The sequence below is a fragment of the Hymenobacter taeanensis genome (assembly GCF_013137895.1).
GTDB classification, from domain to species: domain Bacteria; phylum Bacteroidota; class Bacteroidia; order Cytophagales; family Hymenobacteraceae; genus Hymenobacter; species Hymenobacter taeanensis.
Genome location: NZ_CP053538.1, coordinates 2,408,257 through 2,429,788, shown reverse-complemented (window position 1 = coordinate 2,429,788; position 21,532 = coordinate 2,408,257). Strand labels below are relative to the sequence as shown.

Genomic DNA, 21,532 nt, shown 5'->3' with positions numbered 1-21,532 from the left:
AAAAGGACTTTTGCTGTCCGGTAAAACTGCACAAAACGGTCCTCGCGCAGCACTGGTACGGGTTGCCCAGCAGCCGCTATGCCAATCCGTTTAGGGGCAAGCTCACGGTGAAGGTGGCGCCTGCACCCGGCCGGCTCTCTACGGTTAAGGTGCCACCGTGGCCTTGGGCGATGATATCATGAGACAGCGAAAGTCCTAGGCCCGTACCCTCACCCGGGGGCTTGGTGGTGAAGAAAGGCTGAAAAATCTTGGCCTGCACTTCTGGCGTCATGCCCATGCCGTTATCTGTCACCTGAATTTGCACCTGCTGATGGAGTACAAGCGTGCGTACCCTCACCTGGGCCTGGTAGCCTTCATTACCCGCTTGCTGGCGCTGGCGCACGGCGTAAAAGGCATTGGCGAACAAGTTCAGCAGGACCCGGCCCACGTCTGTGCTCACTACCAGCACCTCCGGTAGATCCGCTAGGTAATCAGTGCTCAACTCGGCAGTGAAGCTCTCGTCTTTGGCCCGCAGACCTTGGTAGGCCAGGTGCAAGTACTCGTCGCAGAGGCGGTTCAGGTCCGTGGAACGACGTTCACCAGCCCGGGTCTGGCTGTGCTCCAACATGCCGCGCACAATGCCGGCCGCTCGTTGGCCGTGCTGGTGAATCTTGGCCAGGTTCTGGTGTATGTCGTCGGCCAAGGCTGTAACTTCCGCAGCGTCGCCGGCCGCCTGCGCTTCTTTCAGGTCGGCCAGCAGCTCAGTACTGACTTCGGCGAAGTTGTTAACGAAGTTGAGCGGGTTCTGCATCTCGTGCGCAATACCCGCCGTTAACTCGCCCAAACTCGCCATTTTTTCCTTTTGGATAAGTTGAGCTTGCGTGGCGCGCAGGTCGGTGAGGGAGTGCTGCAGTTCCTGGGTGCGCTGGTTTACCTCGTGCTCTAGCGTTTCGTTTTTCTGCGCCAGAAGCGCTTGCTTTTCATGCTCTTGGGCGGCGATGAGGCGATGGCTGGCGGCGGCACGCTCGTGTGCCTGCCGCAGGCGCAGCTCAGCATTCTGGCGTTGCGAATTGCGGAAGCGCACGGTGAGTAGGCCGCTGAGGGTTAAGAGCTCCAGGGTCAGGCCCCAGGCCAGAGCGTTGGGCTCGACCAGATGGATGTTAAACCACCCCGTGTGATTGAGCAGAAAGTTGCTGGCCCCAGCGAAAAAAAAGAAATAAGTAAGCCCATACAGGCGAGCCAGCTGCCGCTGCGGCTTACGCCCCTTGGCCCAAACCGTGAACACAATAAAGCAGCCGCCCAGCAGCAGCAACCACAGCATCGCCTCGCGGCCGCCGTTGAGCATAGCCAGGACCTGTGGACCGGCTTGTAAGGCCTCCTGGTAGAATAGTGCATAGGCCAGCACGTAGGTTGCCGCCCCAACACTCAGCCCAATGCTTAACCACCATAGCCGGGGCCACCCTTGGCGCAACCGCAGGAACAGGGCCATTATGCGCAGGCCGCAGGCCATTGCCAGTAACATAACTCCGTATTGACCGAGTTGCCAGCCCAGCGCGTAGGCTCTCTGAGACAGGAGTCCCCCGTCGAGGCCGTCTTCCATTATTAGAAACCACGTGCCGAACAGCACGTAGGCGGCGTACCACAGATGAATTGGATCGTGTAACAGAAAATAAAGCAGCAGATTGAGCAGGACACTGCTCAAAAACAGGCCTAGCAGCCAGGACCAGTTGCTGGTAAACAATAAGTTGTATTCATGAACCATAAATCCTTCAGCCGACGCAAAGCGAGTGGGCAGGTAGTAAGCCCCCGTATGGTTGTCGACGGCGAGGTAAAGCACCGCGCGCTCGTGAGGTTCCAGCCAAAAGGGCAAGCAATGAGGCCGCGCCGCAAAGGGCCGGCGAGCAGCCACCAGCCGGCAATTGGTACCCGCTGCATAGCGGGGTATGCCCCGCCCACCGGGCTGCACGAAAAGGGTGGCACTATCAACAAATGAGTATAGGCTCCAGACAAAGCGGGCGCGGCGGCTCAACGAGTTCACAACCACGGCTCGCAGCCATAACCGGTCCTGCGTGAAGCCAGCCTGGAAGACACGGCGGCCAACTGGTTGAAAGCGCCCGCCTGCCCATAACGCCGCTACCCCGGCTCCAGACCCAGGGTGCACGCTGGATTCCAGGCAATATTGCAGGGCGGGGGGACGAAACACGGCGGCCGTGTCACGCAGTTGTAGCGTGTCGGGGGGCAAGGGCAGCCTCGAGGAGTACTCCATGCTGATGGAGCTAGAAAGGTAAGCCACACGCAAAATATAAGTCTTGACATATCGGGCGGGCTTTCGGCAATCCGGCTGGTTTTGGCTGCTTAGTGGAACCAGCTTGTCACTGATTCCTTCACCTACTGCCTTCTCAAGCTTGCCTTGTACTTTATGAATATACCAAAGAAATCTATTGTTATATCGATAAATGCATTAGATTCAGCAGTGAAGCCTAAGAACTATAAGCCACCATCCGCGGCTTCCAGTAGAATTCGCTTACCTATTCCGGTAACTTGACCTATATGCCCGGGACAGGGTCTCGGGAACCCCCTCCTGCAGAGCATAAATTCAATTTAATTCGCAGTGCCTTTTGCCGTTGAGCAGTTGCTGACTCTGGCGCCGCATCTGCTCATCTTAGCTGCCGCCACAGTGTAAGCAGAGGAGCGCACATGTGCCCCAACCAATTCTTCACGACTTGGTTGGGGCGCTACTTACCTTATTCAGCTACGTACCATGCCTTGCGTAATCGTTTCACCCATGTGGCAGCTACAGGCTAAGCCTTCGCCCTCGTATAGCTACATGAAAGCGCAAACTGAGAAGAGCTGCCTAGCCGCTGCCAGATAGGAGCAGAAACTATACAAGTGCCATTTTGTAAGCAGGACAGGCCAACCGTTAGAATCGCCTTTCTGTGTGCTACCTTCCTTTTCTTATGAGGCCTTCTTAGCGCCATTTAGTTTTATGTCTGTTTCTACTGCTGTGGCTTCTCCCGGCGCCTCGCTTCCTACTACCAGCCGCGCGGCTGGGCGGCTTCTTTCGCTCGATGTGTTCCGGGGGCTAACTATTGTGCTCATGCTGCTGGTGAACAGCCCCGGCGACTGGCACTTTTACTACGCTCCCCTCACGCACGCCGCCTGGGATGGCTTTCATTTAGCCGACCTCGTTTTTCCGGCCTTTGTGTTTATTATGGGGGTGGCGGTGGTCTATGGAATGGCCGCCGTGCGGGAGCACCCAGAGCAGCACCGGCGGGTGCTCTGGCGGGTAACCCGGCGCGTATTGGTAATGCTGGTGCTTGGGCTGCTGATTGGCTTGCTGCCAAAATTTTACTTTACCTCCTTCCGCATTCCGGGCGTTTTGCAGCGGTTGGCCCTTGTATATGGCCTGAGCGCTTTATGTTTCTTAAAGCTAAGCTGGCGCCAGCAGGCATGGCTAACAGTTGCCTTACTGGTGGGCTATGCCTTGTTGCTGCAGGCAGTGCCGGTACCAGGCCTAGGCCACGCTAGTTTAGAGAAAGCTACTAACCTGGGAGCCTGGCTCGACCGCCTGCTCTTCACCAAAGACCACCTCTACGTAAATGAGGAAGGCTGGGACCCGGAGTCGCTACTAGGCCTGCTGCCTACCCTGGCCAGCAGCCTGCTGGGGCTACTCGCGGGCCAATGGCTGCGCGCGTCGAGCCCCGGGGCACCTACCAAGACGGTCTGGCTGTTTGTGGTAAGTAGCGGCGCCCTCCTTCTGGGCCTGATCTGGGACGGCTGGTTCCCCATCAATAAGGCCCTCTGGAGCAGCTCCTTTGTGCTTTACGCCGGAGGCATATCGGGCCTGATGCTGGCGGCATTGTATTTCCTGCTTGATGCGCAGGGTTGGCGCCCCCGCTGGACGTGGCTGCTGATTGCCTGCGGCAGCAACACGCTGGTGGTGTTTTTTGGGAGTGAGGCTCTGGAGCGCGTGCTCACGCGGCTCAAGCTCCACCACCCCGATGGCTCCGTCTTTTACCCCCGCGACTGGCTATATAACACACTTTGCCGGCCGTATTTTGCCAATCCTTACCACGCCTCGCTGGCTTGGGCCCTGGTGTATACCTGCCTCTGGATTGGCCTGCTCGCGTTCCTGTATCGCCGCCGCATTTTTATTACGGCTTAAGTAGCGGGCAGTGGCCTAGTAGTGCGCTAGGCCACTGCTCAAATTCTCTATCGTCGGTCTTCACGCACCTGCTCCAAAGCACGCGCTTTAGCAGCGTGAATCTGGGCAATGATTTCCTCTAAGCCCACGCCATGCAAGGCGCGGGCAAACAGGAATGGGCCGTTGCTACGCATTTTGCGGGCGTCGCGGTCCATCACATTTAGGTCGGCGCGCACAAGCTCTGCTAAGTCGGTTTTGTTGATGACGAGTAGGTCTGACTGCGTGATGCCGGGGCCACCCTTGCGCGGGATTTTGTCGCCGCCCGATACGTCGATGACATAGATGGAGTAATCAACCAGCTCGCGGCTGAAGTGGGCGGCCAGGTTGTCGCCGCCGCTTTCCACAAACAGGTAGTCGAGCCTATTGTCAAAGCGGGTCATTAGGCCTTCCAGCGCGTCCATGTTCAGGGATATGTCCTCCCGAATGGCAGCGTGGGGGCAGCCGCCGGTTTCCACGCCCACAATGCGGTCTTCGCTCAGGGCACTGTGCCTGATCAGGAACTCCGCGTCTTCGCTGGTGAAGATGTCGTTGGTGACCACGCCCAGCTCAAACTCGTGGCGCAGCCGCTCGCACAGGGCTTTAAGCAGGGCCGTTTTGCCGGTACCCACGGGCCCGCCAATGCCCACCGTGAAGGCGCGTTTCCGGAAGTTGCGGTAGGGCGGCAGGCGCCGCGTCTCGCGCTGGGCAAAGTCGCCCGGCGACTCGTAGGATTCGTGGGCGTGGCCGTGCAGGAGCAACGCCAGCTTATCGATAAAGGCCATAGCAGCTAGTTTTGAAAAAGACGGGAATACACCTGCTCGTGCAGTATCTGCGCGGCATCGAGCAGAGTAGCGGAGCGCGTAGCCGTGTGGTAGTTGGCCGCTTCGGCCCCGGCCAGCAGGTGGTCGAACAAAGAATAGAAATTGTGCTGTAGGCGGTGACCTTCCATGGGCCCCAGGCAGCCCAACCTAATGGCCGCACTGATCTGGTCGCGGAGCATCAGGTGTAAATAGAGCGTGTGCAGCTCGGAGCAGCTGTAGCCTAGCCGCCGCAACGCCAGGGCCAGCACCGGTACAAAGTGGAGTGGCACCCCTTCGGCTGAAAACCAGGCCCGGAGGCTGTCTAGGCCACTCTCGGGGTAAAATGAGCCGAGCAACTGTAGCCAGTTCTTGCTTTGCGCCAGGCTGGCCCGATGCAGGCCCGGCACCAGCAGCATGGCATCATATTCTTCCACAATACCGCGTAGCTGCGGCGCTTCAGTAGGCCAGTCTAGCGCAAAGCAGGAGCTCAAAAAGGGCACATCCAGACTGATAACCTGCTGCAGATATGAGTATAGGTAATTGCGCAACCCCGCTGCATGCCGAATAAGCCCAAATGTGCGGCTGCTCTCCAACCCATACGAGTACGCAAACCCACCCGTCGGCAACGCCGAATCAGCTAGGTGCAGCAAACGAGCAAGGCGAGTAGACATAAGGAAGCGATGCTAAGGTTAGAGAGCTAGTTCTCCTCCTCAGATGAGGAGGGGCTAGGGGTGGTTGACAATCGTTGTGTATCCAAGGCGTCATGCTTCGACAAGCTCAGCATGACACCCAAGGCAGCTTGTTCAAGCGTATCATTCTAGGCCAGTTCGGCTGCTTTAAACACCTCAGAAGGGTCTCGTTTCACCTCTAAAACAAGTTATACAATTGGGTTAGTGGCAGCCTCGTGGCCGGTTCACAGGTCAGGTGCACGCCATCCACGGTGACGCGGTACGTCTCCGGGTCCACGGCAATGTTGGGCAGGTAATCGTTAAGGGCCATGTCCTTTTTGGCGACGCTGCGGCAGCCTTTCACGGCTACTACCGCCTTCTTCAACCCATAAGAAGCCCGCACGTGCTCTACCGCCACCGCTGATACAAAGGCCATAGAAATAGGCCCCGTAGCGCCGCCGTAGGCCCCAAACATAGGCCTGGAGAAGGAAGGTTGCGGGGTAGGAATGGAAGCGTTGGCGTCGCCCATCTGGGCCCGCACAATTACGCCGCCCTTGATAACCATCTCAGCCCGCGCCCCGAAGAACGCGGGCTTCCACAGTACCAGATCGGCCAGTTTCCCAATTTCTACCGACCCAATTTCGTCCGCGAAGCCGTGGGCCCTGGCCGGGTTGATGGTGTACTTGGCGATGTAGCGGCGGGCCCGGAAGTTGTCGGCGCCCCGCGCGGCATCTTCCGGCAACAGGCCGCGCTGCTCCTTCATTTTGTGGGCCGTTTGCCAGGTGCGCGTGAGCACCTCCCCCACTCGCCCCATGGCCTGGGAGTCAGAGGAGATAATGCTGAGCGCACCCAGGTCGTGCAGAATGTCTTCGGCGGCAATCGTCTCACCCCGGATGCGGCTTTCGGCGAAGGCCACGTCCTCGGGGATGTTCTTATCGAGGTGGTGGCACACCATCAGCATATCAAGGTGCTCATCAATAGTGTTGATGGTGAAGGGCCGCGTGGGGTTCGTGGACGAGGGGATAACGTTGGGCTCCCCGCAGATTTTGATGATGTCGGGGGCGTGGCCGCCGCCCGCGCCTTCGGTGTGGTAGGCGTGAATGGTGCGGCCTTTGAAAGCCGCCGTGGAAGTCTCCACGAAGCCGCTTTCATTGAGTGTATCAGTATGAATACAGACCTGCACGTCGTAGTGCTCGGCCACGCTCAGGCAGGTATCAATAGCGGCGGGCGTGGTGCCCCAGTCCTCGTGCAGCTTGAAGCCTACGGCGCCGGCTTCCAGTTGCTCACGCAAGCCTTCGGGCCGGGAGGTGTTGCCCTTGCCCAGAAAGCCGAAGTTGAGCGGGAAGGCATCGGTAGCCTTCAGCATCATCTCAATGTAGAAAGCGCCCGGCGTGCAGGTAGTTGCGTTAGTGCCCGACGAAGGCCCGGTGCCCCCACCCAGCATGGTAGTCACGCCGGAAGCCAGCGCCTCGTCAATCTGCTGAGGGCAGATGAAGTGAATGTGGCAGTCGATGCCGCCAGCCGTTAGAATTTGACCTTCGCCGGCTATTACTTCAGTGGTTACCCCTACTACCATGCCGGGCGTCACGTTGGGCATAATATGCGGGTTACCCGCTTTCCCAATACCGACGATACGACCGTTCTTAATGCCAATATCGGCCTTGTAAATACCGGTATAATCAAGCACCAGAGCATTGGTGATGAGCAGATCCAGGGCCGCGGCCTGCGGAATACCGGCTGCCTGCCCCATCCCATCGCGCAGCACCTTGCCGCCCCCGAACTTGCATTCCTCACCGTAGGTGCAATAGTCCTTTTCAACTTCAATAATAAGGTCGGTATCACCCAGGCGCACCCGGTCGCCGGTAGTGGGGCCATACATATCGGCGTACGCGCGCCGGTCGAGGGAAAGTGGCATGCTAGCTGTTAATTTTTAGCTGTGTATCAGGCTGAACTGATTATCAGTCCACTTTCCCGTTAATCCGCTTATTACCGCCATACACAATTCGCTCGCCGGCCAGGGCTACCAGCTCCACTGGCTTCCGCTCGCCGGGCTCGAAGCGTACAGCCGTACCGGCAGGAATGTTGAGGCGGAAACCGCGGGCCGCCTCCCGGTCGAACTCCAGGGCTTCATTGGTTTCGTAGAATGGGTAGTGCGAGCCGACCTGCACGGGCCGGTCGCCGCGGTTGAGAACTTCCACGGTAATGGTTTCGCGGCCCGCATTCAGGGTGAGCGGCTGGTTGGTTAGTTGGTATTCGCCGGGCACAGGAGCCGCGACATCAGGAGTGAATGAAACAGGCCTAGGAGCGCGGGTAAGGCCGGAGCCGTACAGTGCCAGTTCTGGGGCGCCGTGCTCCCGGCATATGGGGTAATGCACCGTTACGAGCTTGGTACCGTCGGGGAAGGTGCCCTCAATCTGCACCTCCGCCAGCAGCGCGGCCACGCCCGGCAGTACATCCTGGTGGCCTAGAATCTGTTTGCCCTTGTTCATGAGGACCGCTACACTTTCCCCGTCGCGGATGAACTCCAGGAGCTGCGTGGCCAACAGTGAAACAGCCTCGGGGTAGTTCAGAGCCAGCCCGCGGGCGTAGCGCTTCTGCGCTACTACGCCAGCCTGGTGCAGCACCAGCTTATCGAGGTCTTTGGGCGAGAGATGCATGTAGTGAGAACTGAGATAAAAGAACCTAGAGCTTAGAAGCGAAGAACAGAAAGCTAGGGTGAGCCAACGACACTGAAGCTGACGTGGACTTACTATGAGTTCTTAGCTCTGTATTCTCACCTCTGAACAAGTTACTGTAGAGCATCCAGCCGCCGTAACCCATACTTACCAGCGCCGAGGCCACTACCATTCCCACGCGCAGGGTGTGGCTAAAACGCATGCGCTGAGTGAAAGGCACGCTCATTAGGCTTGTAGCGCCTAACATGCCCATCACCGAGCCCAGCCCAAACAGCAGCAGGTACACCATGCCCAACCCAATGCTTGGGATGCTACCCATCACCAGCAAAACCAGTGCGCCACTCCCGGCCAGCCCATGAATCAGGCCTACGGCGTAGGCTGCGCTACGCCGGTAGCGGGCAGGTGAGCCTTTGCGGTAATATTGCCGGTTAGTGAGCCGGCTAAGCCCCATGACCAGCAGCATGGCCCCCACAGCGGCTTCAAAATAATTGGAGTGTTGCAACGTCAGGCGGGTGCCCAGCAGTAGGCCACCAAAAACCACTAGCGTAGTGGTGTGGCCTAGGCCCCAATACAGTCCATCCTTTACTGCCAGCAAACGGCTGTCGTGGCGGGCCACCAGCGTGCTTACGGCCATCAGGTGGTCGGCCTCAAATGCGTGGCCCATTCCAACCAGAAAAGCAAAAGAAATGGGCAGCGCGTTCTGCATTCAGAAAATATACATTTTACAGATCAGGCCCTTAATCTAAGGGCTTTTGCTTATAAAACACACTATCTACCTATCAATACCCATCAAAAAGAAACCCCACCGTGCGGGTGGGGTTGTTGTTTTTACTGCCTAGGCCTGTGTTTTGACAGGCTCTTGTATAGCGGGCGGTGTGGGGTTGTATTGCGGCGTAGAGTTCATGTGCTCTGCATTGGCTTTTCCTTTGTCGTCCTTGAAATCACTACGCTTATAGGGACGAATGATGAGACGCAGGGCCTTGTCGGAACTCAGATAGCTGGTGGCCCAGTCCACGAACGTTACTATTTTGTTGCGGAAGCCTACCAGCGTCATTAAATGCACAAACAGCCAGGTAAGCCAGCCCAGGAAACCCCCGAAGTGCTTGTCGCCGGGCAGGTCAACTACGGCGCGGTTGCGGCCCACAATAGCCATGCTGCCTTTGTTTACGTAGTGGAACGGCTTCATGGCCTCGCCGCGCATAAAGCGCTTGAAGTTATTGGCTAGCTGCTCAGCCTGCTGAATAGCTACGGGCGCCAACATAGGATAGCCGCGGGGCATTTCCTCAGTAATCATGTTGGCCAGATCCCCAATGGCGTAGATGTTCGTGGTGCCCTGCACCCGATTTACGTGGTCAACGTTTACGCGCTTGTTGCGGGCCACTACGGCCTCGGGCAAGCCAGGTATATCGGCCCCGTTCACGCCAGCCGCCCAAATCACGTTTTCCGTCCGAATAAACTCTGTGTCTGAAGTGTAGAGCTTGCAATCCTCGAAGCGCTTGGCGGAGGTGTTGAGGCGGATATGGATGTTCATATCCTCCAGGTACTTCTTGGCCTTCTGCTGCGACTCCTTCGACATGGGCCCCAGTACCTCACCGCCGGCCTCTATCAGATAGATTTCCATCTGCTTCAGGTCGAGCTCGGGGTAGTCTTTGGGCAATACATCTTTGCGCATCTCAGCCAGAGAGCCGCAGATTTCCACACCCGTAGGCCCGCCGCCCACTACCACCACGTTCATCAGGGCTTGGCGGGCTGCCGGGTCTTCCTTCAGAAGAGCCTTCTCAAAGTTCTGGAACAGGAAGCTGCGCAAGTTTAGGGCGTTCGGGATGCTTTTGATCTGCATGGCATTGCGCTCAATGCTCTCTAGCCCGAAAAAGTTGGTGAGCGAGCCAGTAGCCAGCACCAGGTGGTCGTAACGGATGTCGCCGATGTTGGTGATTACTGTGTTGCTGGCGGGGTGAATGCGCTGCACATCGGCCATGCGGTAGAAGAAATTGTGCTGCCCGGCAAAAATCTTGCGGATGGGGTAAGCAATGTTATCGGCCTCCAGGGCCCCGGTAGCCACCTGGTAGAGCAGAGGCTGGAAGTTGTGGTAATTATTACGGTCGATGACCACTACCTGCACCGGAGCATCGGCCAGCTCTTTAGCCAGCCGGAGCCCACCAAAGCCGCAGCCTACAATCACGATGCGGGGTTGAGAAGTAACGGGAAGATTGGTATCCATAACAGGAAAGCGCTGGCCGCACTGGCGCGGCGTGCTGTGGCAACAGTGCCATAATCCTGTACCGTAAAAAGCAAGCGTAGGTTGTGGTTGAGCTTGTTGCTTCTAGATTGATAATGCAGGTATGGTCAGCACTGAGCGCCGTCAGGATAAGGCAGCTATTTCACTTTACTCTTTGCTAAACTGCCAGTTTGTGAAAAGGCCCTTACCTCCTAAGCGGAGATAAGGGCCTTTTGATTCTTCTGAAGGTAAAACTTATGCTCAACAGCAGTGGCCTAGGCCTAGTAGTCTACGCCTTCCTTCTTATTGAATTCGCCGCTCTTCACCTGGTTAATCAGTTGCAGCCAGCTGAAGGGATTCAGGAGCGGGTTGTTGGTGTAAGGCGTTGGGGCCGTACCCATGCGCCGAGACTGGTCGTACTGCTGGTTTTGCATGGTCTGGCGGTAGTTGCCAGTACTGGTAACAGGCAGGTTATTAAACATGCGGCGCATTACCTGCTCACTCAGGTTCTCGGCGGCGCTGGAGCCACGCTCTTTGGGTAAGTTTAGGGCCAGGAAGGCCTGTTTGAAGGCCCTTTCGGTGGCATACGGGAAAATTCTAACCTCCGGAAGTACGGTGGCATCTTCCCGCAACGACACAATAACGGAATAGCTCTGGCGCGGATAATCCTCCGGGATGATAACGTACTGATTACGGTAACCGAGGCTGCGTATCACAATACTATCACCGGCCAGTACCGGTATAGAGAAGTAGCCATAGGAATTACTGGCGGTGCCGCGGCCGGCTTTGGGCACGAAGATGGCCGCGCCTGGTACGCCCAGCAGGGAGTCGCCGGTGGCCACAATACCCGTGAACTGCACCACGCGGCGCTGGCCCTGGGCCTGGGCGCGGCCAGGAGCCAGCAACAGGCCTAGCGCCAGGAAAACCAGCAGGCACAGGGCTGGCAGAGAAAAGAAACGAAATCGAACCACAGCAGACATACAGGGCGTTACAGAATACAAGTATACGGCTCTTTTGGGGGCCGCTGGTGGGTTTGGTGTAAATTCGGGCCCACTCTTGCTGGTCCCTCCTTCTGCCCTTCCCCGCTAAAGATGCGCCTGAAACACTTTACCGTTGCATTTGGTCAGCAACTATTCAAAGCCTTCGGCGACGACAGCCGGGTGCGCATCCTGCATTTGCTCTGGCGCAATCAGGAAATGTGCATTTCCGACCTCGAGCAGGTGCTGGACTTCACCCAAACGAAAACCTCCCGGCAATTATCTTACCTGAAAAATGCGGGTTTAGTGAATTTTCGGCGGCTCGATAATTGGGTGTTCTACTTCATTAAGGATGAAGCCCAGGACTTCGTTCACCAACTCCTCGGATACATGGAGCGCGACCCCCAGCTGGTGCATGATCAAAAGATCTACCAAACGCTCTGGTCGAATCGGGAGCTGGCCGCGTATAAGCTGCAAAACCGCCGCTGGACCGGCCTGCCCGCTGAGCGGTAGGCCCGTCTTGTCCCCCACTTTCCCGTGAAATCAGCTTCCGCCGTCACCCACCTGTTTGTTTGCACCGCCCAAAAAGATGAAGTGGGCAAGGAGGTAGCCAAAGCCTTCAAAACCGAGCTCAAAAAGCAGGGCCTGAAAAAGCTGCTGACCGGCAATGCCCCCAGCAAAGTGCGCGTGCAAACCTGCAACTGCCTCGACCTGTGTAAGCACTGCAAAAAAGGCCCCGGTGCCGCCGTTGCCATTTACCCCGACAACGTGTATTACGGCGACGTGAAGCCCAAAGACGCCGCCGATATTGTGCGGGAACACCTCGGCGACGGCCGGGTTGTTAAACGACTTCTACTGGATTAGTAGAACGATGTAGAGACGCAAGATTTTGCGTCTCGTCGTTGAACCGTAGGTCGGCGGAGCCAACGACTGGCCTAGAACTCCCGCATTCTAAACAACGTCAGCAACAACGAGACGCAAAATCTTGCGTCTCTACTCCATTCTGCAAGTAACAGCCCTTTCCTCATTACCATTCACTTCATCACCTCATTACTCGCCTTGAAATACCGTCATATATTCTTCGACCTCGATCATACGCTGTGGGATTTTGAAGCCAACGCCGACGAAACGCTGCGGCATCTTTTTGCTGATCACCAGTTGGGCCAGTACGGCATCACGGTGGAGGACTTTATCCGGGTGTATTCCGATATCAACCACGGTTTATGGCGGCTGTACCAGAACAACAAAATCACGCAGCAGCAGCTCCGGACCACCCGGTTTCCGCGCACCTTCGTGAAGCTAGGCCTATCGGAGAGTGACTCGCCGGCTAACATCTCAGAGCAGTTCACCGATATCCTGCCGCTGAAGGCGGCCGTGTTCCCCTACACGCACGAGGTACTAGACTATCTTCGCGACAAGGGGTACGTGCTCCACCTGATTACCAATGGCTTCAGGGAAATTCAGCACGTGAAGCTGAAATCATCGAACCTCACTGACTACTTCCAGGAAATCGTCACCTCGGAGTGCTGCGGCCACCTCAAGCCCGACACCCGCATTTTCCAGCACGCGCTAGAGCGTACCGGCGCCACCGCCCCGGAAAGCCTTATGATTGGCGACAACCTGGAGTGCGATGTGCTGGGCGCCTACAACGCCGGCCTCGACCAAGTTTACTTCAACCCCGAGAAGCGCCGCCACGCCATCCAGACCACCTATGAAATAGCGTGTCTGAGTGAGCTAAAGGAAATTTTGTAGGTACGGTATGTCATTTCAATCATAAGTAGGAATCCGGACCAGCATCCAGGCCATTAACTCCTATTCCTGGCTTCACTCGGGATGACACGTACCGGGCCCTACTTCCCGACTCCCTACCTTTGCGGCCATGATAAAGTTGATTGGCTTTTCGGGGCGCCGTGGCAGCGGCAAAGACACCATTGCCCGCCTGATTCAGCAGCTGCAGCCAGAGCGGCGCTGGCATATCCGCTCCGTGGGGGAGCCCATCAAGGCAGTTTGTGCGGCTTTGGCCGGCGAAGGCACCGCGCCCTACTTTTCGCAGCAGGGCAAAAAAGAGGTGCTGCCCGCTTTCGGCCGTACCCGCGGCGAAATGCTGCAGCAGGTAGGCCTGGCCCTACGCCAGTGGGAGCCCGATATCTGGGTGCAGGCCTTCTTCTCCCAACTGCCCGCCGACCAGTTTACCCTCATCCCCGACGTGCGCTTCCCCAACGAGGCCGACCTCATCAGAAGCCGCGGCGGCCTGATGTTTCGGGTGGAAGGCGACCCGCTGCACCAGCGCGGCGACGGCACCCGCGACGACGAGCACCTCAGCGAAACCGCCCTCGACCAGTACCCGCACTTCACCAACACCCTGCACAACAATGGCTCCTTCAAGGATCTGGAGCGGCAGGTAAAAGAGCTGCTAGGCCAGTTGTAGGATGAGCAGGATAGCTTATATCCGGCAGAGCAAAGCGCCATCAGGAAAATAACTGAAGTCTAGGTGTACTCTAGTAAGCTATGAGCACTTTATTGAGGCGTTGTGTTATACTAGTTACTACCACACTCGCGTTGTATAGTCTGCTGAGAATAGGCCTGCAGTAGTTGCTAGGCCACTCTTAGTTATTTGTGTTCTCAGATGCATAACCGCAATTAATCTCTCTATTTCTTGGTGCGGGTATTCAGTTGATGTAGTCCTGAATAGCCCCCCGCTGGCTTCCTGAGTAGTAGGCGGGAAGCCCTTCTACTCCTCCCGTTGCAGCATGGTGCTTACCCTGCTCATGCTGGCCGCGTTTTTGCGTGTATTATACTCTCTGTGCTTAGTGAGCAGGCTTCTGTTACTGCAGTATGCGTGGTAGGTGGCCTAGCCGCACTCTTTGCTTCTTTAAGCATCCCCATGAAGTTCCTGCCACTTCTCGTACTCGTTCTTTTCTCAACCCTTACGCAAGCTTCGGCCCCTGCACTTACTGCCACCCGCGCCGCCTGGACCGACGTACGTGCCACCTCCACCTTGCTGCAGCAGCTGAACAGCTATCGGCGGCGGTCTGGGTTGCCACCCCTGGTATTAAGTGAAACGGCCTGCCGAGCCGCCCGGCTACAGGCTGCCTACAATCTTACGCATCATACGCATGGCCACTACCATCCGCAGTACGCCACCCCACGGGAGCGGCTGATGGCCGTGGGGCATCACTTCGAGAAGGCTTCTGGTTTTGTGAGCTACGGTTTCGAGAACTGCGTCCGGTTTCGGGGAATGCGCGCCAAGGACTTGCGCAGCATTGAAGAGCAGATTCTGCGAGCCTACCAGCAGTCGCCTAAACACAATGCAGCCCTGCTAGACCCCAACCCCACCAAAGTGGGCATTGCGACGCTCTATGATGGCGACGAACTGCAGAACTCCATTGTCTTTTGCATTTAGGGGATGCGTGCAGCAATGAGCAGCCTACTGCAGGCTCATTGCTGCACGGCAGGAGCGGGCTGTGGCTTAAAGGAAGGAGTGCCTCCCGTCACGAGCCTAGGCCACCCATCCACGTATTCCAGTTGGTCAAGCAGCATCACACGGCGGGAGTACCCTTGGTCGGCGTCAATGGCATCAAACTTGGGCTGTTGGGGGTCAATGGCGTGATAGGCCAACCAATCTGTTCCAGCGGCATCCGTGATTATGCAGTTGTGGCCAGGGGCAAGCCAATACGTATTGCCTTCTAGCAGCATCCGGTAAGGGTCGTCAGTGGCTTCGGCCAGGGTTTCGAAGGGGCCAGTGGCAGAGCGCGACCGGGCTACCAACACACCGTAGTGGGCATCGTCGCCGCAACAGTTATTGCCGGAATAAAATAGGTAGTACCATCCGTTGCGCAGCACCACCCAGCTGCCTTCCACTAACTGGTCGTAGCGCTTAGGGTCGCCGGCGCCAGCCGGCTGAATTAGCTTGCGCGTTTTGCTGCCGGGCCGGAAGGAAATTCGATCATCAGCCAACTCCCGTACCATCAGTGGGCCGAAGCCTGAGCCCCAGTATAGGAGCTTTTTACCGGTGGAGGGGTCGTCAAAAGCCATGGGGTCAATGTTCAGGAACCCGGGGCCGCACTGTAGTGGCTCACCAATATCCGTGAATGGGCCAGCGGGAGATTCTGCCAGAGCTACGGCTAGGCAGAGGCCACGCTTGGTGTTGGGCTTAGCAGAGTAGTAGAGGTAGTAGCGCCCATGATGCTCACTCACATGCGGAGCCCAAATCTTTTGGGTCTTGCTGGCCCAGGTAGGTTTCCCTGGCAAACCCTCACCCAGATAGTTCCAGTGCACAAGGTCTGCGGAGCGGGCTATTTGCAGGTTGATGATGACGCCGGCTCGCTTGGTTTGGGTGCCATACGCGTAGTACAGGCCATCCTGAGCCTGAATGATAGTGGGGTCAGGAAAGTCGTCGTTCCAGATAGGATTGGTATAGGTAGCGCCGGTTGAAATAGCCATATGCTTAGGATGAGCTGCTAACGGATGAGTCTGTACTTACGGGCATCTCCCGTACACGATGTCTGAAGACGTATCATTTGCTGTCGCTGGCTACCTTTGCCCCACCACCCGTTTCACCGTTTAACCAGCCACCTAACCTCTGCCTTCCTATGGCCACCGGATTTTTTAACGTTCCCCCTCCCATCAACGAGCCGGTAAAAGCCTACGCTCCTGGCTCCCCCGAGCGCATTGAGTTGATTAAGACGCTGAAGGAGCTGAAGCAGCTTGAGCGCGACATCCCGATGTACATCGGCGGGCAGCAGGTGCGCACCGGCAACACCCAGCGCATTTCCCCGCCCCACGACCACCAGCACACGCTAGGCCACTTCCACGAGGGCGACGCCTCCCATGTGCACCAGGCCATTGAGGCAGCCCTGGCCGCCCGCACCCAGTGGGCCGAGCTGCCCTGGGAGCACCGCGCCGCCATCTTCCTGAAAGCCGCCGATCTGCTGGCCGGCCCTTACCGCGCCCGCATGAACGCGGCCACCATGCTAGGCCAGAGCAAAAACGCCTATCAAGCTGAAATCGACGCGGCCTGCGAGCTGATCGACTTCTTCCGCTTCAACGCCTACTTCATGCAGGAGATCTACCGGCAGCAGCCTGAGTCGATGCCCGGTATGTGGAACCGCCTGGAGCAGCGCCCCTTAGAGGGCTTCGTGTTTGCCCTCACCCCCTTCAACTTCACCTCCATTGCTGGCAACCTGCCTACTTCGGTAGCCATGATGGGCAACACCGTAGTGTGGAAGCCCGCCTACACCCAGATCTACTCAGCGCAGGTGCTGATGGAGCTGTTCCAGGAGGCTGGCGTGCCCGACGGCGTTATCAACCTGATTTATGTAGACGGCCCCGTAGCCGGCGACATCATCTTCTCGCACCCCGACTTTGCGGGTATCCACTTCACGGGCTCTACCGGCGTGTTCCAGAACATCTGGAAGACCATCGGTCAGAACATTCACCAGTACCGCAGCTACCCCCGCATTGTGGGCGAAACCGGCGGCAAAGACTTCATCTTAGCTCACCACTCCGCGCACCCCCGCCAGGTGGCTACGGCCATTACCCGCGGTGCTTTCGAGTACCAGGGCCAAAAGTGCTCGGCAGCCAGCCGCGTCTACATCCCTAGCAACATCTGGGACGAGGTGAAGGGTTACCTGCAGGCCGACCTCAAGTCCATCAAAATGGGTGACGTGGAAGACTTCTCGAACTTCGTCAACGCCGTTATCAGCGAGGTTTCCTTCGATAAGCTGGCCAAGTACATTGATGCCGCCAAGGCCGATGAATCGGTAGAAATCATTGCCGGCGGTGGCCACGACAAATCGAAAGGCTACTTCATCGAGCCAACGATTATCGTGACCAAAGACCCCAAGTACGTAACAATGTGCGACGAGCTGTTCGGCCCTGTTATCACGCTGTACGTCTACGATTCGCAGGAATTCGAGAAGATTCTGGACGTAGTAGACGGCACTTCGCCCTATGCTCTCACCGGCGCCATCTTCTCTCAGGATCGTTACGCTATCGACTTGGCTTCCAAAAAGCTGGTACACGCAGCGGGCAACTTCTACATCAACGATAAGCCTACCGGTGCCGTGGTAGGCCAGCAGCCCTTCGGCGGCGCCCGCGCCTCCGGCACCAACGACAAGGCCGGCTCCATGCTGAACCTGCTCCGTTGGGTGTCGCCGCGCGCTATCAAAGAAACCTTCGTGCCGCCCGTTGACTTCCGCTACCCCTTCATGGGTGTAGAAACTGGCGAGGACCTGAACGCCACCGGTCAAGGCGGCTTCTAGGCCACTCTGTCGCAAAGCAAAAACGCCACTCCAGTTTCCTGGAGTGGCGTTTTTGCGTTAGCCAGCGTCGTTGTCCGTTACCAAGGGAATGCGCAGATTGGCGTATATGTCGGCTAACGGCAGTTTTATAGCCAACTTAGGTATTTCTACCGCTTCGTCCGGCATAGTCAGGAGCTGGCGCTGCCATTCCGCGCCTTCAGCAGGGCGGTGGTACCACTCTACGGCTTGGTATTGCTGCGAAATCAGGAGGTAATGCCGCAAAGATGGTAGCCGCTGATACCGAAACATCTTCCGGACCCGGTCCCTCTCAGCGGTGGAAGGCGACAGCACCTCAATTAGAAGTACTGGATGCTTCATCGTTCGCTCCGCCTGTACATCCTCATCATGGCGGGTCACCATCACATCGGGGTAGGTGTAGTGGCCTTCGGCTACTTCCAGCTGTATGCTCTCTGTGAAAACCCGACAGCCTCGGCTCTCCGCTCCTACCAGCAACCGCGAAGCAGTTCGTAGAACAATCGTATTGTGGTCGGCCGTGGCTCCCGACATAGCCTGAATTTCGCCCCGGTAGAATTCGTGCCGAACGTCAGACATCACTTCCAACTGCTGGTACTCCTGCACTGTGTATAGTCGAAATGTGGCAGACGCAGGCTGTAGCATAGCGAAAAACAGTGTATAGCCAAATATACACCTTTCTCCTGCTGCCGTGTTTCACCTTTGTTCCCCGCGCTTTTCGCGTTACCTTTGCCTTCCATGCCGTTCCTGAACGGCCCTTACCTGTCGACGCCTATGCTTCTCGCAGTTCCAACTAATTACCAGCCTTCTGATTTTCTGCCGATTATCGTGCAGTTTGTATTGGCCATTGCCTTCGTAGCCTTTGCCATGGTGGTGTCTCACTTGGTGGGGCCGCGCCGCAAAAGCGTGGTGAAGGATGAAGCCTTTGAATGCGGTATCGAATCGGTGGGCAATGCCCGCACCCCAATTTCGGTGAAGTACTTCCTCACGGCCATCCTGTTCGTGCTCTTCGACGTGGAAGTAATCTTCATGTATCCCTGGGCCGTGAACTTCCGCGCCCTAGGCCAGACTGGCTTCATCGAGATGATTGTGTTCCTGGCTCTACTCATGGCTGGCTTCACCTACGTCATCAAAAAAGGGGTACTACGCTGGAACGAAGCCTAATACGGGCAAACTTTTAGCGCTCGGCTGGTGTTCAAAAAGTGGAGTATTCCACTTTCTAAACTGACCTTCTCTCATGGATAATAGAGTTCCTGAAATCAAAACGGTAGAAGCACCGGAAGGCCTTGAAGGCGCTGGTTTCTTCGCTACGTCGCTGGAGAAAGTAGTGGGTATTGCCCGCGCTAACTCGCTCTGGCCTTTGCCCTTTGCTACTTCGTGCTGCGGCATTGAGTTCATGGCTACCATGGGCTCTCACTACGATATCTCCCGCTTCGGCTCGGAGCGCCCCAGCTTCTCTCCCCGTCAGGCTGACCTGCTGATGGTAATGGGTACTATTGCCAAGAAGATGGCACCCATCGTGAAGCAGGTGTACGAGCAGATGGCTGAGCCCCGCTGGGTACTAGCTATGGGCGCCTGCGCTTCTTCGGGTGGTATTTTCGATACGTACTCCGTGCTGCAGGGCATTGACCGCATCATCCCGGTTGACGTGTATGTACCTGGCTGCCCACCTCGCCCCGAGCAGGTGCTGGATGGACTGATGCGCGTGCAGGACTTGGCTAAAAATGAATCACTTCGCCGCCGCAACTCGCCTGAGTACCAGGCGTTGCTGGCCTCTTATAACATTAAGTAAGAAGCTATATGTAGAGCTTAGAAGGGAAATCTTAGAACAGAGACTGTTCAGGGCCCTATTTCTAAGCTCTTCCTTCTAAGCTCTAAGCTCTACAAAATGGCTGAACAGAACGAAGAATCCCCGGCCGCTCAGGAAACCGCGGCTGCTCTCGACCCGGCAGCGCAGAAAAACGCGCAATTGCTCGATCTGCTGCACCGCTTGTTCGGAGCCGATACCTTCACCGATGTGGAGGAGCCCTATGGCCTACTGACCGTTACTACCACGCGGGAGCGGATCCATGATATCATCAGTGGCCTACAGCAGGACCAGGAGCTTCAGTTGAACTTCCTGACTACCATGTGCGGCATCCACTACCCTGAAAATGAGGGCAAGGAGCTGGGTATGATCTATCACCTGCACAGCCTGATCAATAACATACGGCTGCGCCTTAAGATTTTCTTCCCCATTGCCGACCCGGTAGTGCCCACGATGACTGACCTCTACTCCACCGCCAACTGGATGGAGCGCGAGGCTTTCGACTTCTACGGCATCATCTTCTCGGGTCACCCCAACCTCATCCGCATCTTGAATGTGGAGGATATGGACTACCACCCCATGCGCCGGGAATATGCGCTGGAGGATGGCACTCGCGAAGACAAAACCGACCTTTTCTTCGGCCGCTAGGCCCCTGATTCCTTATCATGGCAGTAAACGACACGCTGGAAGGCACCCATAAAATCATCGAAGAAGCCCGGGCGCAGCAATCCAAGCTCAACCCGCTGGCACCTACGGTTAACGACTTCAACCAGGAGCTCACGACCCTTAACCTGGGCCCTACGCACCCGGCTACGCACGGCATTTTCCAGAATATCCTGCAAATGGATGGCGAGCGGATTGTGTCAGGAGTACCTACTATTGGTTACATCCACCGGGCTTTTGAGAAAATCGCCGAGCGTCGGCCATTCTATCAAATTACGCCCCTCACCGACCGGATGAACTACTGTTCGTCGCCCATCAACAATATGGGCTGGCACATGACAGTAGAGAAGCTGCTTGGCGTGACCGTTCCGAAGCGCGCGCAGTACATGCGCGTGATTCTGATGGAGCTGGCCCGCATCACCGACCACCTCATCTGCAACGGCATTCTGGGGGTAGATACAGGTGCCTTCACCGGCTTCCTCTACCTCATGGAGGAGCGTGAAAAGGTGTATGAAATCTACGAAGAAGTAAGCGGCGCCCGTCTCACCACCAACATGGGCCGTGTGGGCGGTATGGAGCGCGACTTCACCGACGTAGCTATTGCCAAGTTGCGTGCCTGGCTCAAGAGTTTCCCAGCCGTAATGGCGGAGTTCGAGAAGATGTTCAACCGTAACCGCATCTTCATGGACCGTGTGGTCGATGTAGGCGCTATTTCGGCTGAGCGCGCTTTGAACTACGGTTTCACGGGCCCGAACCTGCGTGCTGCTGGTGTCGACTACGACGTGCGGGTGATGAACCCCTATTCCAGCTACCAGGACTTTGAGTTTGAGATTCCGGTGGGCACCAAGGGCGACACCTATGACCGCTTCATGGTGCGCAACGAGGAGATCTGGCAGAGCCTACGCATCATCAATCAGGCCCTCGAAAACCTCCCCGAAGGCCCGTACCACGCTGATGCTCCGCATTACTACCTGCCGCCCAAGCAGGCCGTGTACAAGAACATGGAGGCCCTCATCTACCACTTCAAGATCATCATGGGTGAGATTGAAGCCCCGGTGGGTGAAGTGTACCACTCCGTGGAAGGTGGCAACGGTGAGCTAGGCTTCTACCTGATTTCTGATGGAGGCCGCACGCCCTACCGCCTGCACTTCCGTCGCCCCTGCTTCATCTACTACCAGGCCTACACCGAGATGGTAGTTGGCCAGACGCTCTCCGACGCCATCGTGACCCTGTCCTCGATGAACGTAATTGCTGGGGAGCTGGACGCGTAGTTTTTTGCTGAATTTG

Annotated in this window: 21 protein-coding genes; 11 read left to right on the top strand and 10 right to left on the bottom strand. The window is 56.9% G+C overall.

Features of this window, described 5'->3' with window-relative positions; all coding sequences use genetic code 11:
- Nucleotides 1-76 precede the first annotated feature (76 nt).
- The gene (locus HMJ29_RS10350) at nt 77-2,272 is read right to left on the bottom strand and encodes a sensor histidine kinase (protein ID WP_171591408.1); all 2,196 of its coding nucleotides are present in this window, start codon (nt 2,270-2,272) and stop codon (nt 77-79) included.
- 693 nt (nt 2,273-2,965) lie between these two features.
- Between HMJ29_RS10350 and HMJ29_RS10345 the strand changes: the two genes are divergently transcribed.
- Entirely contained in the window at nt 2,966-4,144 is a 1,179-nt protein-coding gene (locus HMJ29_RS10345) for an acyltransferase family protein (RefSeq protein ID WP_171591407.1), read from the top strand.
- Between the two features lie 47 nt (nt 4,145-4,191).
- On the opposite strand, the gene ureG is transcribed toward HMJ29_RS10345, so the two are convergent.
- From ureG to HMJ29_RS10310, 7 genes are all read right to left on the bottom strand, one after another.
- On the bottom strand, nt 4,192-4,944 hold the full coding sequence (ureG, locus tag HMJ29_RS10340; RefSeq protein ID WP_171591406.1) for an urease accessory protein UreG: 753 nt from the start codon (nt 4,942-4,944) through the stop codon (nt 4,192-4,194).
- A 5-nt stretch (nt 4,945-4,949) separates the two neighbouring features.
- A complete protein-coding gene (locus tag HMJ29_RS10335) occupies nt 4,950-5,633 on the bottom strand; it encodes an urease accessory protein UreF (protein WP_171591405.1) in 684 nt (227 codons plus the stop codon).
- A gap of 196 nt (nt 5,634-5,829) precedes the next feature.
- Complete coding sequence (gene ureC / locus HMJ29_RS10330) at nt 5,830-7,545, bottom strand: urease subunit alpha (protein WP_171591404.1); 1,716 nt, start codon at nt 7,543-7,545, stop codon at nt 5,830-5,832.
- A gap of 43 nt (nt 7,546-7,588) precedes the next feature.
- Nucleotides 7,589-8,287: an urease subunit beta gene (locus tag HMJ29_RS10325; RefSeq protein ID WP_171591403.1), complete on the bottom strand. Its 699-nt coding sequence runs from the start codon at nt 8,285-8,287 to the stop codon at nt 7,589-7,591.
- A 25-nt stretch (nt 8,288-8,312) separates the two neighbouring features.
- Nucleotides 8,313-8,969, bottom strand: coding sequence for an urease accessory protein (locus HMJ29_RS10320; protein ID WP_171591402.1), 657 nt, complete (start codon nt 8,967-8,969; stop codon nt 8,313-8,315).
- A 171-nt stretch (nt 8,970-9,140) separates the two neighbouring features.
- Complete coding sequence (locus tag HMJ29_RS10315; RefSeq protein WP_171591401.1) at nt 9,141-10,526, bottom strand: NAD(P)/FAD-dependent oxidoreductase; 1,386 nt, start codon at nt 10,524-10,526, stop codon at nt 9,141-9,143.
- A 278-nt stretch (nt 10,527-10,804) separates the two neighbouring features.
- Complete coding sequence (locus HMJ29_RS10310; protein ID WP_171591400.1) at nt 10,805-11,494, bottom strand: carboxypeptidase-like regulatory domain-containing protein; 690 nt, start codon at nt 11,492-11,494, stop codon at nt 10,805-10,807.
- Between the two features lie 120 nt (nt 11,495-11,614).
- Here HMJ29_RS10310 and HMJ29_RS10305 point away from each other — a divergent pair, with 120 nt between their 5' ends.
- From HMJ29_RS10305 to HMJ29_RS10285, 5 genes are all read left to right on the top strand, one after another.
- Nucleotides 11,615-12,013 (top strand): ArsR/SmtB family transcription factor, encoded by a 399-nt coding sequence (locus HMJ29_RS10305; RefSeq protein WP_171591399.1) that lies wholly within the window; start codon nt 11,615-11,617, stop codon nt 12,011-12,013.
- Nucleotides 12,014-12,037: 24 nt separating this feature from the next.
- Nucleotides 12,038-12,364 (top strand): (2Fe-2S) ferredoxin domain-containing protein, encoded by a 327-nt coding sequence (locus HMJ29_RS10300; protein WP_171591398.1) that lies wholly within the window; start codon nt 12,038-12,040, stop codon nt 12,362-12,364.
- A gap of 195 nt (nt 12,365-12,559) precedes the next feature.
- The gene (locus tag HMJ29_RS10295; protein ID WP_171591397.1) at nt 12,560-13,252 is read left to right on the top strand and encodes a YjjG family noncanonical pyrimidine nucleotidase; all 693 of its coding nucleotides are present in this window, start codon (nt 12,560-12,562) and stop codon (nt 13,250-13,252) included.
- A 127-nt stretch (nt 13,253-13,379) separates the two neighbouring features.
- The gene (locus HMJ29_RS10290) at nt 13,380-13,928 is read left to right on the top strand and encodes a hypothetical protein (RefSeq protein ID WP_171591396.1); all 549 of its coding nucleotides are present in this window, start codon (nt 13,380-13,382) and stop codon (nt 13,926-13,928) included.
- A 456-nt stretch (nt 13,929-14,384) separates the two neighbouring features.
- Nucleotides 14,385-14,903 (top strand): CAP domain-containing protein, encoded by a 519-nt coding sequence (locus HMJ29_RS10285; protein WP_171591395.1) that lies wholly within the window; start codon nt 14,385-14,387, stop codon nt 14,901-14,903.
- A 35-nt stretch (nt 14,904-14,938) separates the two neighbouring features.
- Here the strand turns inward: HMJ29_RS10285 and HMJ29_RS10280 are convergent, their stop codons facing one another.
- Nucleotides 14,939-15,943, bottom strand: a complete 1,005-nt coding sequence (locus HMJ29_RS10280) for a glycoside hydrolase family 43 protein (RefSeq protein ID WP_171591394.1) — start codon at nt 15,941-15,943, stop codon at nt 14,939-14,941.
- Nucleotides 15,944-16,092: 149 nt separating this feature from the next.
- On the opposite strand from HMJ29_RS10280, the gene pruA reads away from it, so the two are divergent.
- Nucleotides 16,093-17,763 carry an L-glutamate gamma-semialdehyde dehydrogenase gene (gene pruA / locus HMJ29_RS10275; RefSeq protein WP_171591393.1) on the top strand — a complete coding sequence of 557 codons (1,671 nt, stop codon included), beginning with the start codon at nt 16,093-16,095 and terminating at the stop codon, nt 17,761-17,763.
- A 57-nt stretch (nt 17,764-17,820) separates the two neighbouring features.
- Here pruA and HMJ29_RS10270 read toward each other — a convergent pair whose 3' ends face one another.
- A complete protein-coding gene (locus HMJ29_RS10270) occupies nt 17,821-18,420 on the bottom strand; it encodes a Uma2 family endonuclease (RefSeq protein WP_171591392.1) in 600 nt (199 codons plus the stop codon).
- A 129-nt stretch (nt 18,421-18,549) separates the two neighbouring features.
- Between HMJ29_RS10270 and HMJ29_RS10265 the strand changes: the two genes are divergently transcribed.
- The 4 genes from HMJ29_RS10265 to HMJ29_RS10250 all read left to right on the top strand — a co-directional run bounded on the left by HMJ29_RS10265 (nt 18,550) and on the right by HMJ29_RS10250 (nt 21,516).
- The gene (locus HMJ29_RS10265; RefSeq protein WP_135432825.1) at nt 18,550-18,939 is read left to right on the top strand and encodes an NADH-quinone oxidoreductase subunit A; all 390 of its coding nucleotides are present in this window, start codon (nt 18,550-18,552) and stop codon (nt 18,937-18,939) included.
- 73 nt (nt 18,940-19,012) lie between these two features.
- Nucleotides 19,013-19,567, top strand: coding sequence for an NADH-quinone oxidoreductase subunit B (locus tag HMJ29_RS10260; protein WP_244678677.1), 555 nt, complete (start codon nt 19,013-19,015; stop codon nt 19,565-19,567).
- Between the two features lie 96 nt (nt 19,568-19,663).
- Nucleotides 19,664-20,230, top strand: a complete 567-nt coding sequence (locus HMJ29_RS10255) for an NADH-quinone oxidoreductase subunit C (RefSeq protein WP_171591391.1) — start codon at nt 19,664-19,666, stop codon at nt 20,228-20,230.
- Between the two features lie 17 nt (nt 20,231-20,247).
- Nucleotides 20,248-21,516 carry an NADH-quinone oxidoreductase subunit D gene (locus HMJ29_RS10250; RefSeq protein WP_171591390.1) on the top strand — a complete coding sequence of 423 codons (1,269 nt, stop codon included), beginning with the start codon at nt 20,248-20,250 and terminating at the stop codon, nt 21,514-21,516.
- The last annotated feature ends 16 nt before the right edge of the window (nt 21,517-21,532 follow it).